The organism is Lysinibacillus sp. FSL K6-0057, assembly GCF_038630885.1.
GTDB classification, from domain to species: domain Bacteria; phylum Bacillota; class Bacilli; order Bacillales_A; family Planococcaceae; genus Lysinibacillus; species Lysinibacillus fusiformis_F.
Window position 1 is genome coordinate 776,039 of the sequence record NZ_CP152047.1, and the last position, 17,322, is coordinate 793,360.

The window sequence follows — 17,322 nt, forward strand, 5'->3', positions numbered from 1 at the left end:
ATCGAATGGAAATGATTGATCTGGATTGAAAGGTGATCTTCAAGTGGAGAAAGCCGCTCAATCCAGATTGAAAGATGATCCAAAATGCGAGGAATCCGCTCAAACAGGGGTCAGAAGTGATCTAAAAAGTGAGGACCCCGCTCAAACAGAGGCCGGAAGTGATCTAAAATGTGAGGACCCCGCTCAAACAGAGGTCGGAAGTGATCTAAAAAGTGAGGTTCCCGCTCCAACAGAGGCCGGAAGTGATCTAAAAGGAGAAGAACCCGCTCAAACAGAGTTCAGAAGTGATCCAAAAAGTGCGGCCTCCGCTCTATTCAAAGAAAAACCGATCTAATAAACGAGTGATATAATTTGTAATAGGTAAAAGCCCGATGATTTTGTATTGAAAAGACCCAATTTATTCAATTTTGCAGTGAAACTTTTCACATGATGAATCGTATAAATAGTATAACGAACTGAGGGAGGCTATTTATTTATGCAAAATGAACGTCAACGTATTTTAGAACTTGTAGAAAAAGGAACAATTTCGGCACAAGAGGCGATTACATTATTAGAAGCATTAGAGCAACCTGGCAAGTCTACTCAACATGTTATGAATGATGTGTCGAAAGAGACGCAATCCTTTTCAACTGAAAAAGAGTCACTATTTGAAGAAAAACAAAAAGATGGTGACAAGAAAAAAGATGATTTTATGAAATACTTCCAAGATGAAATGCAAGATTTTCGTAAGGATTTAACGCAAATCGGTTCTCTTTTTATGGATATGATGAATACAGCTGTTAAAAAAGTGAAGGAATTTGATGTAGCTTCTCCATTTGGAGATAAAATTGAGTTTACACATACAGAAGAAGTTGCTGCAGCCGATGTAGACAATATTATCGTTGAATTACCAAATGGTAACTTCTCATTGGAATCTGGTGAAGGCGACACTATTCAAGTGATCTGCAAGGTAAAGGCACCTTTGATGAACGATAGTGAAGAAGAAACACGCAATCACTTTTTAGAGCAATTTGTTGTGAAAGAGGAAGCGCAATCTCTTCGTATTTTGAGCCAATTAAAGCTTGTTCAAGTCAATGTGAAGGTGTTAGTACCTAAGGATAAACTTGAAAAATTATCTGTGCGTCTAATGAACGGTAGTGTTTCATTACAGGATACAGCATTTGAAGAATTAAAAGTAAAAACGTTAAACGGTGCCATTAAAGGAACGAAGTTTAATTTCGGGAAAGCGGAAGTGGATTCTTCTAATGGTTCCATTGAATTAACGAATGTTCGAGGTAAGGATTTAGAGGCTGAAACATTGAATGGACGTGTTTATTTGGATGGTGCTCTGGATGAAGTTGAAGCTAAGTCAGTCAATGGACATGTAGTCGTAACAACATGCTCGACAAACTCCTCTAAAATTAAAGCTCAGACAGTTGCTGGAGCTGTGGAATTATATGTCCCGCGAACAATTTCATTGAGCGGCAAAGTGGTAACAAATTTTGGAAAAGTGGATGTGGGTATTCAGGATGTTTCCAAAATGGAGTCACAAGATCAATTCTTATCCAAAGTAGTCCGTTTTGACAAAGAAGTAGAAAATGCGAATCGCCTATTTATCGAAGGTGAATCGAAAACAGGTGCCGTTTTAGTGCGTTACACAACAACGGATGAACAACAAATTTAACAGGAGAAGCATTCAAGCTAATTTAGGCTTGAGTGCTTTTTTCTTATCAAACAGGATTCGACCTTGCATATATAGGCGAATCTTGTTTTTATTTTTGTCATTTTCTTAAGGATAATGGCAAGGAAAGAACGAAATAGAAGGAACTGCCACGGATTGAAATGAAACTGTAATAAAAAAACAGAAATAGAGTGCTATAATAGTAAAAGAAATACCTCTTACATAGATGAGAGTTTTAGGTGGTTTAATCATGATAGAAATGAAAAATGTGACAAAGAAATACCCAAACGGTGTTGTTGCGACAAATGGTATTTCCGTTAATATAAAGCAAGGCGAATTTGTGTATGTAGTCGGTCCAAGTGGGGCAGGTAAATCTACTTTTATTAAATTGATGTACCGTGAAGAAAAGGCAACATCAGGACAAATCATTGTCAATGGTATTGATTTAGCAACTTTAAAAAATAAGAAGGTCCCTTTTTTGCGTCGTCAACTTGGCGTAGTTTTCCAAGATTTCAAATTACTACCTCGTTTGAACGTTTATGAGAACGTAGCGTTTGCGCTTGAAGTAATTGAGGAAAAGCCAGATGAAATCCGACGTCGGGTTATGGAAGTGTTAGAACTAGTTGGATTGAAGCATAAAGCAAGAATGTTTCCAAATGAGCTTTCAGGCGGAGAGCAGCAACGGGTATCGATTGCTCGTTCGATCGTCAATGTTCCCAAAGTGGTGATTGCTGACGAACCTACAGGGAACCTTGATCCTGAAACATCATGGGAAATCATGAATTTATTTGAGGAAATTAATGCACGTGGGACAACCATTGTAATGGCGACCCACAACCGTGAAATTGTGAATACGATTCGTCGTCGTGTAATCGCAATTGAAGGTGGCTTAATTGTCCGTGATGAACACGGAGGTGATTACGGCTATGAAATTTAGTACAGTAAAGCGCCACTTCCGTGAAAGTATTAAATCACTTGGTCGAAATAGCTGGATGACCATTGCGTCCGTCAGTGCCGTAACCGTTACGCTCATACTAGTAGGCGTTTTTGCGCTTATTATGATGAATTTAAATAAAGTAGCAACGGATTTAGAAAACGATGTCGAAATTAAAGTGTTAATTGATGAGACAGCAGATGAAGCTGCAGAAAAAGCACTCATTGAAAAAGTCAAAAAATTGCCTGGTGTCTCCGAGATGACTTATTCCACTAAGGAAGACGAGTTAACCAAGCTAGTAAAAGACTTCGGTGATGATTTTAAACTATTTGAACAAAGTAACCCTTTACGTAATGTAATTTATGTAAAAGCTGCTGATCCACAGCAAACAGCAAAAGTTGCGAAAGCCATTGATAAATATGAGTATACATATGACGTGATGTATGGCGAAGGAAAAGTTGAAAAACTATTTAACTTCTTAAATATTAGTCGTAATGTAGGAATCGTACTTATTTTAGGGTTATTATTTACAGCGATTTTCTTAATTTCGAATACTATCCGTATAACGATTATTGCTCGTCGTGATGAAATAGAAATTATGAAACTTGTAGGGGCTACGAATTCATTCGTGCGTATCCCATTCTTATTAGAAGGTATGTGGCTCGGAATTTTAGGTTCAATTATTCCGATTGCGGTTGTCACAACCATTTACCACAATATATATAAAATTATTGCACCACGTTTACAAGGTGAGCTTATTCAATTACTAGATTTTTCTCCACTTGTGTATCAGGTAAGCGGTCTTCTGTTACTTATTGGTGTACTTATTGGTATTTGGGGAAGCTTCATGTCAGTTCGTAAGTTTTTAAAAATTTAGTCACAACGGATATTTGTGAAAAAGAAAAAGAATAGTCGAAGGGGAGTTCAATCGGTGAAAAGTAAGGCGAAAAAAACATTGAAAACACTTGCAGCAGCGTCTGCTCTAATTCTTTTTATCCAAACTCCATCAGCATATGCAACAAGTTTATCGGATTTAAAAGAAGAAAAGAAACAAGTTGAAACAAAGAAGAACCAGTTAAATTCATCTATCAGCAATAAATCAAATGCCATTACAGCTAATCAAGAAAAGCAACAAAAAATCTTAGATCAAATTCAAGCATTGAACGCTGAAATCGACAAAACCAATAGTAATATTAAAAAGGTACAAGCAGATATTCGGGCAACAAATGAGGAAATAAAAAAGTTAGAAGCGTCTATCGAAGAGCTTTTGCATAAAATTGAGGAGCGCGATTTATTGTTACAAGAACGCGCACGAGCAATTCAAGCAGGAGGCTCTGTTAGTTATTTGGATGTATTGCTTGGCTCTAATAGTTTTGTAGACTTTATTGATCGTTTCTCTGCAGTTAATGCATTATTGGAAGCAGATCGACAAATTATCCAAGATCAAAAAGATGATAAACAAAAATTAGAAGAGCAAAAGCAAATTATCGAAGAAAAACGTAAAAACTTGGAAGACAAAAAAGCTGAGCTTGAACGATTAAAAGCATCTTTAGATAGCCAAAAAGCTGAAAAAAATAAACTAGTCGACCAATTAGAAAAAGAGCAAGAAAAACTGAAAACAGAAAAGGTATTACTTGAAAAAGAGTACTCAGAAGCTTTGGAAGTAAGTCAGGAATTACAAGATCAAATTATTGCTGAACAAAATCGTTTGGCTGAAATTGCTCGTCAGCAAGAGGCGAAACGTAAAGCAGCCGCAGCGGCGGCCGCGGCAGCAGCTGCTGCCAACAATGGTGGCGGATCATCTGGTGGTACAGTCCATGCGCCTCAATCAAATGGGACTTGGATTAAACCGACGAATGGTCGCTTAACATCACCATATGGTTGGCGAAATCTTGGTGCTGGCCCTGAATTCCATTATGGTGTTGACCTTGCAAATGCAACAGGAACACCAATATGGGCAGCAGCAGATGGCGTTGTTTCTTACGCTGCACCACTTAGTTCGTATGGTAATGTTGTCATTCTGACGCATTCTATCGATGGACAAATTTATACAACTGTTTATGCACATTTAAGTGCGTTTAATGTTAGTGTAGGACAAGAAGTATCACAAGGTGATCAAATAGCAGCGATGGGTAGTACAGGTCGCTCTACTGGTCCACACTTACACTTTGAAGTGCATATTGGTGCTTGGAAAGGACAAGCAGTCGGCAGCGTTAATCCACTGAAATATATTCCATTGTAAAAATAAAAAGCTATACACTAGCGTTTTCTAGTGTATAGCTTTTAATATTTTATCTAGTGTTTCACCATTCACCAGCTTATAGGTTTGCCCATCAATAGCCAATAAGCCATTTTGGATGAACAGTATTTTTAATGTATGGTCATAATAAGTAATATCCAATTGATAGACAACATCAGCTTGTTTGTTATTTAATAAGGTTCTTTTTACTTCCCAAGAGTTCAAGGCTAAACGCATTTCATCTAATCGTGGATCGCCACGATTGATAATGGCTAAGGTTTTATTGGTACCATTGTCCACTTCCCATATCGTCATTTTATTTAATATTTCTTCAAGATCTTTATTAGGTAAAAAATCATGTAGCAAATTCTTCGTTCGATATTCTGTATACAGCATCAGTATACTTATGCCGAGAAAAATAGCGGCGATCCATAGTATAAGTCGCTTTGAAAGCATAATTCCTCCCCCTTTTTATCATTTTACGAAATATTCCAATAAAAGTTTCATTGCTATTATAAGATTCTGTTTGATGTTATGATGATTATATACATAGTGGGGTATTTTAATTGTTGTTATTTCTGAAGATTTTCTTAAAACAGTGTGAAATATTCTAATTTTAAAAAGGTTCTATGCTATGCTTTCGGAGGAGGTTTCGTTGGGGTGATAAATACAGAGTGGTACTCGATCCGAACATTAACTTTACCAGCTACCGCAGTCGCTTTACTCATTACCTTTTTTATTGTATGGCTTATCTTGCGCCTACAATTTTCTAAAAAGTGGTCTGAGCTATATAGTGATGCCATTTTTACGTTTATCATTGTTTGGAAGCTGAGCTTGCTTGTAACTGATTTCAAGACTGTTGTAAGCAATCCAATTACGGTGTTTTATTTTAATGGCGGAACAATTGGTGTTTATCTTGGCGTCATCGTAGCATCCTTGCAAATATGGAGAAGGAGAAATAGGCTACAGCTTGAGGGAGAAGATATGACAGCCTGTAGCTGGGCCATTATTTTAACGCAATCCATTTATCAAATGCTTGTTGTGCTACTCAATGACAATAACACAACGAGTGAAGTTATAACATTAGTTGTGCTAAGTGTAGTCACGCTCTTCATATTATGGAAATTAGCAGCGATGAAACAAGCTTTATTCCTCTATACAGTTAGCTATTTAATAGTGGCTATCTTACAGCCACTTGGTATATGGCAAACAGCTGTGGCTGTTAGTGTAATACTACTTTGTTTGGGATTAACCATTCAGCATGAACGAATCAATGTGGGAGGTAAAGAATGAAAAAAAATATTGGGCTACTGATTGTTGTGCTATTAGTGGTTGCGATGATTGGTACATATGTAAAACAACAAATTGACGAAGAACGTGCCATTGAAAAATCAGCTCTTGGTAAGGATATGGAGGAGCTAGAGACGGGCTTAAGAAAAGGAGATATCCCGCCTGATTTTACTTTAACAAGCTTAGACGGGGAAGATATCACATTAAGTGATTTGCGTGGAAAAAAAGTTGTACTAAATTTCTGGGCTACATGGTGCCCACCTTGTAAGGCTGAGATGCCGCATATGCAAAGCTTCTACGATGAATATGCTAAAGAAAAAAACGTTGAAATCATAGCGGTCAATTTAACAGATGCCGAACGTGATGTGACCGCCGATGCTAAAGTGGACACTGTGATGACATTTAGAGATAGCTTTGAGCTCACGTTTCCCATCTTATTGGACCCAGACAATGAGGCTGGCTTAAATTATCAAGTCATCACGATTCCAACCACTTATTTTATTGATTCCAACGGCTATATCCAACGTGCAATCAGAGGACCAATGGACGTGGATATGTTAAATGATTATGTAGATGCACTAGATTGATTCATAAAAAATCTGCTCGTTTTCTATAGTAGAAACGAGCAGGTTTTTTTATTTTACATGAAGCTAAGGTGAATACCCGCGGAAGCAAGGATGAATACCCGCGGAAGCAAGGATGAATACCCGCGGAAGCAAGGATGAATACCCGCGGAAGCAAGGATGAATACCCGCGGAAGCAAGGATGAATACCCGCGGAAGCAAGGATGAATACCCGCGGAAGCAAGGTGAATACCCGCGGAAGCAAGGTGAATACCCGCGGAGCAAGGATGAATACCCGCGGAGCAAGGATGAATACCCGCGGAGCAAGGATGAATACCCGCGGAGCAAGGATGGATACTCGCGGAGCAAGGTGAATATCCGCGGAGCAAGGATGAATACCCGCGGAAGCAAGGTGAATACCCTCGAATCAACAACAACATGCGTGAGTAATATGCAATATTCTCTCTTCATAAATTTGAAAGGTAATTTTGTATGTTTGAAAAAATAGAGTCATACAGTAAAAGAGACGGAGGAGGGAAGATTTGCGCAAATTAACAGCCGGTGTCGGAGTCCTACTTAGTAGTTTGGTGGTGGGGAGTGGTATTTACTTTGATTGGTTTAATATTGGCGATAAAAAGGAGCCTGTTACGGAGGTTGATACTATTGGTGAGGCTATGACAATTATTGAAGAAAAATCAGTATACAGTACAAAAAAGGATGCATTGGTGGAGGGGGCTCTTCGTGGTATGGCTGATGCCATTAAAGATCCTTATAGCACGTATTACTCCAAGGAAGAGGCTGAGCAACATCGGCAAATGTTGGCTGAGGAACGAGTAGGCATAGGTATTGAACTAACGGAAAATAAAGGGAAGTTTATCGTTGTGTCACCTGTTCGTTCATCACCAGCAGAGAAAGCAGGCATGCGTTCACTCGATGAAATTGTACAAGTTGATGGGGTACGAATAGATGGAAAAACGATGAGTGAATTAATGCATTTAATTCAAGGTGAAAAGGGAACGAAAGTAACCATTGTTGTCTATCGTCCAAGTGAAGATAAGCATATTAAGATGACGATGGAGCGCGCAGCAATTTCTAATAAAACGGTTACTAGTGAAGTTGTGAAGGTAGAGGATACAGACATTGGCTATGTGGTAATCTCATTATTCGGTGAAAAAACGGCCAATGAATGGGTAGCAGAAACGAGTAAATTGCTTCGTAAAGATGTGGAAGGAATTGTGATCGATGTACGGGATAATCCAGGTGGTTATTTACATAGCGTCGCAGCGCTACTGAGCACAGTATTGGACAATGGCAAAGTATTTGCATATATGCAAAATGCGGAAGGTGCTATGGAACCATTAAAAACACAAACAAAAGGCTTCGATGAAAAATATATAGAAACGATGAATAAAATTCCCATTGTGGTGTTACAAAATCAAGGTAGTGCATCTGCTAGTGAAGTATTAAGCGGTGCTTTAAAAGGCTGGGGACGCGCTTCACTTGTTGGGGTTAAAAGCTTTGGAAAAGGGACTGTACAAGAATCTTGGGAGCTTTCCAACGGTGGTGAACTTAAATTATCAACCAATAAATGGCTAACACCAAAACGCGAATGGATTCATGGGCAGGGCATTGAAGCAAGTTTAATGATTGAGCAAAATGAATTATTTGCTTTTCAACTTCATCCACTAACAGGTAAGTTTAAAGTGGGTGATATGAGTGAGGAGATTTCCTATTCACAAAATGCCTTACAGAAACTAGGCTATCAAATAGATCGTTTAGATGGCTATTTGGATGAAACAACCGCAGAGGCTGTGAACCTTTATCGCAAACAGAAAAAATTAAAGCTAGCAGAAGATGAATTTTATATGGATACAACTTTCTTTAATAGTTTAAATGAAACGTTAAAAGACTTTAAAACCGATCGTCAAAATGACCAGCAATTTCAAATGGCCACTAGTTTTTTACTGCACACAATTGAACAATAAAACTGGCTGAAAGAACAAAAATACCATAATCTAAAGCTTTCTATGAGTTTGTACTACGCAAGCGTGTAGTCGTTTGATACAATAAATTCATAGTATTCAAGATAGAAATGGCGGGTGTTCGTATGGTTAGTGAGATTTTATTAGAAATTGTAACAGCGATTGGCCGCTTTTTACTCAACCCATTACTGTATATAGTCATAATATTTGCTATTATGTTAGGTTATCGTCGTGTAAAACAGGAGCGTAAATACTTTAATAGACGAATTATTTGGGGCTGGACGGAGTTAATCGGACAATGGAAAGATGGGTGGCTCTATGCACTAATTATTTCTCTTATCGGTATTGGAGCAGGGCTTACTGTACCAAAAGAATTTTTAATCATTTTAACAGCAGTTTCTATAGTAGCACTTGTCTTATATGTCATGAACGCAATGTCACCTATTGTGACAATGGGCATTGCCACACTGGCCATATGGGGAATGTCCTACTACAATTGGACCTTTTCTTGGTGGAAAATTTCATTAGCTGGTGTCAATTTAGAGGATGGCGCCATTGTTACAATTACCATTCTTGCGGGCCTTTGTGTCATTGCAGAAGGACTATTAATTCGACGTGTGGCGATGAAGGTTACAACACCTTGCATTGAGAAAACGAAGCGAGGTATGCAGGCAATTGTCTATCGTTCAAGAAATGTATGGGTATTACCTATTTTCTTTGTCATTCCAGGTGATGCTATTTCAGCTATATTCCCGTACTGGCCACAGTTTACGATAGGTCATAGTAGCTTTGCACTCGTGTTATTTCCTCTTGTCATTGGCTTTGCAAAGCTGACTAGAAAGGAATTACCAGCATTAACGTATGCTAAAATTGGGCGACCTGTCTTTTTACTAGGACAGCTTATTTTAGTAGGAGGACTGGCTGCATATTTTGAACCATTGATTGGTTTCATCACACTTGCTGTTGGTGCAATTATCCGAATCATCATTGCTATTTACTTTGCACAGCAGGACAAAACAGATCATTATGCGGTTGCGCCAAGTACGAAAGGTGCTATTATCGCAGCGGTTCTTCCTGATTCACCTGCAGAGAAAATGGGTTTACTGGCAGGGGAATGTATACGCAAAGTAAATGGTGTGTCCATTTTTACAGAAAATGAATTATATGAGGCGCTGCAATTAAATGCAGCTCATTGTCGTTTAGAGGTTTTAGACCGAAACAATGAATTACGTTTAACGCAGCATGTGATTTATAGCAATGATCATTACCGTATTGGGTTATTACTTGCGGAGCCGAGGGAAGTATAATGGACGTTTTTGGGAAAATGATGTTAGCGTTATTTATACCAGCCATACTGGTGTTATTATTCACTAGAATTACGTATAATCGCTATGTTGCATTGTTATTAGCCATTGCACTAATCGCCGCCTCTGTATATGCAGGCTATACATCCCCACCTATTATTTTTGTAATCGACGCGTTTTCATTAACGGTAGGCTTTTGGTTAGCAAGTAAAATGAATAAATAAGAATGGTCAGTCCAAGCAATGGGACTGACCTTTTTACATGAAAAATCGTACTGCTGCCATAATGATTACGCCTGCAACTACTGTAATGGATAAACTTTTTGTGACAAGGGCAATAATTAGAGTGGGAACAAATGTAACAAAGACTGGCCAATCAAGCGTTACTATTTTGCCACTTTCAGTATCTATTAAATTTTCAATGACAAGAGCACTTAATATACAAACAGGAATAAAACTAAGCCATTTGAGTACAACATCAGGGAGTGTTACACTGCGTACAAAGATAAATGGAATGACACGCGGTAGCCATGTTACAAGTGCACAGCCGATTATAAGCCAGACCATATAAGAAGTTGTCGTCATTTATCTGTCACCACCCCAATTGTTGCGACAATCACGGTTGCCAGTAGCACAGCCACATGGGAAGGGACTATATAAGAAAGACCGTACATAATAACCGCCATATAGCCGATTAACTTGATATAATGCATGATTTTACTTTTGCCAACACTGCTCAATTGCAAAACTAAAAGTGCAACAAACATGGCAATTAAGGCAAAATCTAAACCCCATTTTTCAGGATTTGCTACCCACTGTCCTAAAAAGGCACCCGTAACACAAGAAAGGATCCAGAAGATGTAGGCTGTTAAGTTTAACCCATCCATCCATTTACCGTATAATTTACCTGTTTGCATTTGCTTTGTTACAGCTACACCAAAGGTTTCATCCGTTAATAATGTACCGAATCCAACATTTCTAAGCATAGAGTAGCGCGTAAAATGAGGGGCTAATGTTAAACTCATTAATAAATGGCGTAGATTCACCACAAAAATGGTTACAATGATAGCAGAGGCAGGACTACTTGTTAAAAGCAGTGCACAAAAAATAAATTGTGCAGAGCCTGCGTAAATCAGTATCGTTAATAGTGCAATTTCAAGGACAGACAACCCTGAAGCGGAACCTACAACCCCAAATGCAAGTCCTATACTAATATAACCGAGTAATGTAGGTACGCAATCTTTCACGCCTTGTAAAAAACTGTCGTTGGAAGAGCTTGTTGTATCATCATGATGAAGCTCTGTTGTACTTGTCATAAATAGGTCATCCTTTCTTGATAATTTCCATGTATACTATTGATGGAATTGTTTGATAGTTCTTGATGTTTATTAAAGTATACATATGTCTGATAAAATAAACAATAGAAATTGGTGAGTAAAAATGGAACAAATGAGTCGAAATTTAGCATTTCAATTAAAGAAAATTAGACAGCAACGTCATTTAAGTCTCGATGATGTGGCCAAAGCGACTGGCGTCAGTAAAGCACAGCTTGCACAAATTGAAAAAGGTGAGGCCAATCCGACTGTTTCAACAATTTGGAAAATCGCTGCTGGTATGCGTATGTCGTTCTCTTCATTATTACAGCCGCCAACTGCTCATTACATGCGTTATAGCAGTAAAGATGTACCACATGTCGATGAAGATGAGGGACGCTATCGTGTCTACTCCATTATTCCCTATAATCCAGAGCGAGGCTGGGAGTTTTATAAGGTTGAAATGGAGCCAGGAGCAGTGAGTAGGAGTGAAGCCCATACAGAAGGGGTAGAGGAAACTGTAATGGTCATCAAAGGACAAGCAGTTATTTCTGCCGGAGACATGCATGAATTACTGGATGAAGGGGATACACTAGTATTCTCAGGGCATCAGCCCCATGAATATCGCAATACTTCAGAAGGGCTAACAATTTTTCATTTAATTTTACAGTATAAATAGAGGTGTCGAAGTTGAGTGAATGGTTTACTGTAGAAAATATTGAACAGGTTGCGGCACAGTATCGAACATTTGGCCCAATCATTGGTTTACTGCTACCATTTTTAGAGGCATTTTTACCATTCCTACCTTTAGTCGTATTCGTTGTGGCGAATGCAAGTGCATTTGGCTTATGGTTAGGATTTTTATTATCTTGGTTAGGCTCTGTAGCTGGCTCCTATGCGGTTTTCTTACTTGTACGACATTTTGGCAAGCATCCAAGGCTACAATTTTTAACAGGTAGTAAAAAAGTACAGAAGCTTATTAAATGGGTGGATATGAATGGCATCAGCCCTCTTTTTGTCCTCCTCTGTTTCCCTTTTACACCATCTGTTATTGTCAATATTGTAGCGGGGTTGTCACATATCCATAAAAAGTTTTATTTAATCGTTTTACTGGCAGGAAAGTTTGTCATGATTTTAGGCATGAGTGTATTGGGCTATGATTTAAAATCGCTCTTGACAAGCCCAGTCAGATTAATAATTGCAGCTGTTGCCATTGTTATTTTGTGGTGGGTCGGTAAGTTGATAGAGAAGCGTTTGAATGCCCGTGTAGAAAGAGATTTAAAGCAAGCGCGAAATTTGACGAAAAAGCAGGACCACCATGCCAGTTAAGTAAATTATCTGTAGCCTCTTTCATTGTCTGAAGAGGCTGCTTTTTTGTGTAACCTTTTTATAGGTAGATGAAGGTTGATAGATAGTATTTACTAGTTTTTTTCGATAGAATTTAAGATAGATGATTTATGTTGTTTTAGAGGGCTGGGGGACTGCTCCAAAATAGGTGAGAAGTGATCAATTTTATGAAGGAGCCGCTCCAAAATAGGTGAGAAGTGATCAATTGTATGGAGAAGCCGCTCCAAAATCAATGAGAAGTGATCAATTGTATAGAGAAGCCGCTCCAAATTAAGCGAGAAGTGATCAATTTGATGAAGTAGCTGCTCCAAAATAGGTGAGAAGTGATCAATAGTATGGAGAAGCCGCTCTAAATTAAGCGAGAAGTGATCAATAGTATGGAGAAGCCGCTCCAAAATAGGTGAGAAGTGCTCAATTGTATAGAGAAACCGCTCCAAAATCAATGAGAAGTGATCAATGGTATAGAGAAGCCGCTCCAAATTAAGCGAGAAGTGCTCAATGAAGTGGAGAAGCCACTCCAAAATAGGAGTGAAGTGATCAATAGTATGGAGAAGCCGCTCTAAATTAAGCGAGAAGTGATCAATAGTATGGAGAAGCCGCTCCAAAATAGGTGAGAAGTGCTCAATAGTATAGAGAAGCCGCTCCAAATTAAGCGAGAAGTGATCAATTTGATGAAGTAGCCGCTCTAAAATAGGCGAGAAGTGATCAATGAGATGGAGAAACCGCTCCAAAATAGGTGAGAAGTGATCAATGAAGTAGTGAAGCCGCTCCAAAATAGGAGAGAAGTGATCAATGAAGTGGAGAAGCCGCTCCAAATTAAGCGAGAAGTGATCAATGAGATGGAGAAGCCGCTCCAAAATAGGTGAGAAGTGATCAATAGTATGGAGAAGCCGCTCCAAGTTAAGCGAGAAGTGATCAATTTGATGAAGTAGCCGCTCTAAAATAGGTGAGAAGTGCTCAATTGTATAGAGAAACCGCTCCAAAATAAGCGAGAAGTGATCAATGAGGTGAAGGAGCCGCTCCAAAATAAGTGAGAAGTGATTAATGAGATGGAGAAACCGCTCCAAAACTGATAAGAAGAAATCAATCCATTAAAAAAATCGCTCAAATAAAAGTACAAAATAATTAATTCATTAAAAGAGTCACCCGAAAACAGCAAGTTAATGAGGAGGGGAAAGCATATGGCATTGCGTATTGTTTCAGGACGTTCGGGAACAGGGAAATCGGCATTTATTCATCAGGAAATTGTTGAGCAGCTTAAGACAGATCCATTGGGGCATCCGATTTTCATTATAGTGCCTGACCAGATGTCTTATTCTACGGAATATGAGCTGACGAATAAGCATGGTTTACAGGGCTTGATTCGAGCACAGGTCATGACGTTTAAACGTTTAGCATGGTTGGTGTTACAAGAAACGGGTGGTATTGCTCGTAAAGAAGTGAATGGCTATGGCTATCGAATGCTTATTCGTAAACTTTTAGAGGAGCAAAAAAGTGAATTTTCCTTATTTCGACAAGCAGCAGGAAAACGTGGCTTTACGGAGGAGATTGAAACACTTTTAAAAGAATTTAGTCGCTATAGCGTCAATAGCTCAGTCTTGGCAGAGGTAACAGAATCTTTGAAGGCGATCGATGCACCCAATACCTTGCAGGCGAAAGCGAACGATTTACATGTCGTTTTGCAGGCATTAGAGGAACGACTGGGTACGACATATGTTGACAGCGAGGGCTATTATCCGATTTTAACGGAGCAATTGAAGTATGCTGAAACGATGAAGCAAGCGACCATTTATATTGATGGATTCACTGCTTTCACTGTGCGAGAGTTAGAACTGGTTCGTGAGTTGTTAAAGGTAACACAGCAGGTAACCGTTGTACTTCCGTTTGATCATATAGATGAAGCCTTTGATGAACAAGCTCTATTCCATGAAGCAGCTTTAACGAATCAACGACTTCATGATATCGCAAAAGAAGAGGGCATTGATGTTGAATTACCATACCATTTTTATAATACTAAAAGATTTCATTCTGAAGATTTACAGCATGTGGAGGCAAAGTTTGCTGATTTGGAGCCTCAAACGAAAAAAACTTCTGGAGATGTAACCGTGCTCGAAGCATCAAATCGTCGAGCAGAAGTACATGCGATTGCCCGGGAAATAACAAAACTGACAAGGGAAGACGGTTTTCGCTATCAGGATATCGTACTTTTGTATAGACAAGCAGATCTCTATGATCCACTTATTACAAGTATTTTCCAACAATATGAAATTCCTATTTTTACAAATACAAAAAAGACGATGTTACATCATCCATTAATAGAGCTAAGTCGCTCAGCTTTGGAGGTTATGACCTCGAACTGGAAATATGAACCTGTTTTTCGTAGTGTGAAAACAGATTTGTTTTTCCCTTTACAAGCGGAGCTAACGATTTGGCGTGAGCGAGCAGATCGATTAGAAAATTATTGCTTGGCACAAGGCATCTATGGTGAACGATGGTTTGAGGAGGCACGTTGGTTTTATAAAAAATATCGAGGTCTAGAATTCCATTCGCGTGTACAAACAGACGAAGAGCGTGCAATGCAGGCAGAAATCGAGGCCATTCGAGATGAAATTCGCCTCCCTCTAAAACTTTTACAAGACAAGCTTGATAGCGCGAAGAATGGCAGAGATATTGCGACTGCTTTATTTGAGCTAATAGAGTCATTACAGGTATATGATAAACTGCAAGCAATGAAAGATCGTGAGCTAGAGCGGGGTGACGCATTAGCGGCAAGTGAACATGAACAAGCTTGGAATGAATGGGTTGCTGTTCTTGATCAATTCGTTTATATGTTTGGTGAGCAGGAGATGACTGTAGAGGAAGCAGCCAAAATTCTTGATGAAGGTTTTGATACATTAGAATTTTCAAGAATTCCGCCAACCCTTGATGAGGTAATGGTGGCTACTGTTGATTTAGCCCGTTTATCCAATATCAAAGTTGCCTTTGTTATAGGGATGAATGATGGTGTTTATCCAACTCGTATGGAGTATGAAGGCTTGTTGTCAGATAGCGAGCGTGAATGGTTTAGTCAAATTGGCTATGAGCTTGCCCCTACCTCTACTAATCGTTTATTACAGGAAAATTTCTTGTTCTATCGCGCTATTACAACGCCATCTAACAAATTGTATATGACGTACCCTACGGCGGATGAGGAAGGCAAGGCACTGCTATCCTCACTTTATATTAAGAAAATAATAGGGAATGACAAAAAGACGGGTTTATTAAGTGATGTTTCCATAGAACGAGTGGTAATCGATCCGATTGAATTACTAGACGGAGATGTTTTGCCATATTTACGCCATCCACGTACCGCATTAGCACATCTGATGGTGCAGCTACGTCAAGCTGAACATAGCCGTGAACTAGCTCCAGAATGGCTAGCTTTACAAAGATTTTATAAACAAGATCCATATTGGGCGCTCATTTTCGACCGTGTCCTTTATCCAATTACCCATAAAAATGAGGCTGAACCACTTGAAACCTATATTACACAGGAATTATATGGTCAGAAGCTAACATCCAGTGTGTCGCGAATTGAGAAATACTTCAGATGTCCTTTTTCTCATTTCACTACATACGGTCTACGTCTAGAAGAACGTGCTGAGTATCGTCTAGAAACCTTTGCAATGGGTGACTTATTCCATGAGGCGTTAAAGTGGATTACAGAGGAAACACATCGTCAGCAATTATCATGGATTCGTTTAACAACAAAGCAAATTAAACAATTAGCACGTCAAGCAGTAGAACAAATTGTACCAGTCTTTTCCCATCAAATCCTATTATCTAGTGCCCGTTATCGCTATATTCAGCGTAAGCTTATTCGAATTGTCGAGCGCACAATGACGGCATTGACACAGCATGCTAATGTATCTCACTTCAAACCAATTGCGATTGAGGCGTCGTTTGGTCCTGGACAACATGAACAGCTACCACCACTAGAAATAGATTTGACTGGTGGCAAGAAAATGTTTATGCGTGGGCGTATTGATAGAGTGGATAGTGCAACGATAGATGACCGCTCTTATTTGCGGATTGTTGACTATAAATCCTCAGCTCGTGACCTTGATTTAAATGAGGTTTATTACGGATTATCCTTACAGGTCCTAACGTATTTAGATGTGGCAATGGAAAATAGCTCTTACTGGCTATCAGGTGAGGCAGAGCCAGCAGGGGTACTGTATGTCCATGTCCATAATCCGATGCTAAAGCTGGATAAGGATTTGACGGACAGTGAAATAGAAGAGGATCGTTTAAAGCAGTATAAAATGAAAGGTTTACTGTCTGAAAACGCTGAGGCGATATTATCGATGGACGAACAATTGGAGGAAAGTAGCGGGCATTCAAAAATCATTCCTGTCTATATGAAAAAAGATGGAACACCTTCTGAATCACAATCCCGCATAGTTCCTGTCAATGATATGAAAAAGTTACAGCATTTCGTTCGTCGTAAACATCAGGAGGCAGGGAATGGTATCTTATCTGGTGATACCGCCATTAGCCCCTATAAATTGAAAGCCAAAACGGCATGTGATTATTGTCAATTTGCTGCGGTTTGCCAATTTGATCCATCTGATGGTAAACAAAGCTATCGTCAATTGATGCAAGCAAAGCCGAATGATATTGTTGATAAAATTCGGAAGGAGGTAGAATAG

The 17,322-nt window shown here is 39.0% G+C and carries 17 protein-coding genes; 13 read left to right on the forward strand and 4 right to left on the reverse strand.

The window, feature by feature from the left end; genetic code table 11:
* Window positions 1-25: 25 nt before the first annotated feature.
* From MHB40_RS03595 to MHB40_RS03615, 5 genes are all read left to right on the forward strand, one after another.
* Window positions 26-334: a hypothetical protein gene (locus MHB40_RS03595; RefSeq protein ID WP_342533953.1), complete on the forward strand. Its 309-nt coding sequence runs from the start codon at window positions 26-28 to the stop codon at window positions 332-334.
* 141 nt (window positions 335-475) lie between these two features.
* Complete coding sequence (locus MHB40_RS03600) at window positions 476-1,663, forward strand: DUF4097 family beta strand repeat-containing protein (protein ID WP_205441317.1); 1,188 nt, start codon at window positions 476-478, stop codon at window positions 1,661-1,663.
* Window positions 1,664-1,910: 247 nt separating this feature from the next.
* Window positions 1,911-2,597, forward strand: coding sequence for a cell division ATP-binding protein FtsE (gene ftsE / locus MHB40_RS03605; protein ID WP_205441319.1), 687 nt, complete (start codon window positions 1,911-1,913; stop codon window positions 2,595-2,597).
* Complete coding sequence (ftsX, locus tag MHB40_RS03610) at window positions 2,587-3,471, forward strand: permease-like cell division protein FtsX (protein ID WP_342442487.1); 885 nt, start codon at window positions 2,587-2,589, stop codon at window positions 3,469-3,471. The genes ftsE and ftsX overlap by 11 nt, the downstream gene beginning before the upstream one ends.
* Before the next feature lie 54 nt (window positions 3,472-3,525).
* Window positions 3,526-4,836 (forward strand): peptidoglycan DD-metalloendopeptidase family protein, encoded by a 1,311-nt coding sequence (locus MHB40_RS03615; protein WP_342442488.1) that lies wholly within the window; start codon window positions 3,526-3,528, stop codon window positions 4,834-4,836.
* 27 nt (window positions 4,837-4,863) lie between these two features.
* Here the strand turns inward: MHB40_RS03615 and MHB40_RS03620 are convergent, their stop codons facing one another.
* Entirely contained in the window at window positions 4,864-5,289 is a 426-nt protein-coding gene (locus tag MHB40_RS03620; RefSeq protein ID WP_342442489.1) for a hypothetical protein, read from the reverse strand.
* Window positions 5,290-5,493: 204 nt separating this feature from the next.
* On the opposite strand from MHB40_RS03620, the gene MHB40_RS03625 reads away from it, so the two are divergent.
* The 5 genes from MHB40_RS03625 (at window position 5,494) to MHB40_RS03645 (ending at window position 10,196) form a co-directional block, all read left to right on the forward strand.
* Window positions 5,494-6,126, forward strand: coding sequence for a hypothetical protein (locus MHB40_RS03625; RefSeq protein WP_342442490.1), 633 nt, complete (start codon window positions 5,494-5,496; stop codon window positions 6,124-6,126).
* Window positions 6,123-6,710: a redoxin domain-containing protein gene (locus MHB40_RS03630; protein WP_205441328.1), complete on the forward strand. Its 588-nt coding sequence runs from the start codon at window positions 6,123-6,125 to the stop codon at window positions 6,708-6,710. Before MHB40_RS03625 ends, MHB40_RS03630 begins: the two co-directional genes overlap by 4 nt.
* 518 nt (window positions 6,711-7,228) lie before the next feature.
* Window positions 7,229-8,671 carry a S41 family peptidase gene (locus MHB40_RS03635; protein WP_342442491.1) on the forward strand — a complete coding sequence of 481 codons (1,443 nt, stop codon included), beginning with the start codon at window positions 7,229-7,231 and terminating at the stop codon, window positions 8,669-8,671.
* Between the two features lie 122 nt (window positions 8,672-8,793).
* A complete protein-coding gene (locus MHB40_RS03640; RefSeq protein WP_342442492.1) occupies window positions 8,794-9,975 on the forward strand; it encodes a PDZ domain-containing protein in 1,182 nt (393 codons plus the stop codon).
* On the forward strand, window positions 9,975-10,196 hold the full coding sequence (locus tag MHB40_RS03645; RefSeq protein WP_016991517.1) for a DUF2198 family protein: 222 nt from the start codon (window positions 9,975-9,977) through the stop codon (window positions 10,194-10,196). The genes MHB40_RS03640 and MHB40_RS03645 overlap by 1 nt, the downstream gene beginning before the upstream one ends.
* Before the next feature lie 33 nt (window positions 10,197-10,229).
* On the opposite strand, the gene MHB40_RS03650 is transcribed toward MHB40_RS03645, so the two are convergent.
* Window positions 10,230-10,556: an AzlD domain-containing protein gene (locus MHB40_RS03650; RefSeq protein WP_205441334.1), complete on the reverse strand. Its 327-nt coding sequence runs from the start codon at window positions 10,554-10,556 to the stop codon at window positions 10,230-10,232.
* A complete protein-coding gene (locus MHB40_RS03655) occupies window positions 10,553-11,287 on the reverse strand; it encodes an AzlC family ABC transporter permease (protein WP_342442493.1) in 735 nt (244 codons plus the stop codon). The genes MHB40_RS03650 and MHB40_RS03655 overlap by 4 nt, the downstream gene beginning before the upstream one ends.
* A gap of 124 nt (window positions 11,288-11,411) precedes the next feature.
* Between MHB40_RS03655 and MHB40_RS03660 the strand changes: the two genes are divergently transcribed.
* Entirely contained in the window at window positions 11,412-11,963 is a 552-nt protein-coding gene (locus MHB40_RS03660; RefSeq protein WP_048392043.1) for an XRE family transcriptional regulator, read from the forward strand.
* Window positions 11,964-11,974: 11 nt separating this feature from the next.
* Entirely contained in the window at window positions 11,975-12,613 is a 639-nt protein-coding gene (locus MHB40_RS03665) for a TVP38/TMEM64 family protein (protein WP_081977475.1), read from the forward strand.
* 92 nt (window positions 12,614-12,705) lie between these two features.
* On the opposite strand, the gene MHB40_RS03670 is transcribed toward MHB40_RS03665, so the two are convergent.
* The gene (locus tag MHB40_RS03670) at window positions 12,706-13,614 is read right to left on the reverse strand and encodes a hypothetical protein (RefSeq protein WP_342533954.1); all 909 of its coding nucleotides are present in this window, start codon (window positions 13,612-13,614) and stop codon (window positions 12,706-12,708) included.
* A 198-nt stretch (window positions 13,615-13,812) separates the two neighbouring features.
* Here MHB40_RS03670 and addB point away from each other — a divergent pair, with 198 nt between their 5' ends.
* The gene (gene addB / locus MHB40_RS03675) at window positions 13,813-17,322 is read left to right on the forward strand and encodes a helicase-exonuclease AddAB subunit AddB (protein WP_342533955.1); all 3,510 of its coding nucleotides are present in this window, start codon (window positions 13,813-13,815) and stop codon (window positions 17,320-17,322) included.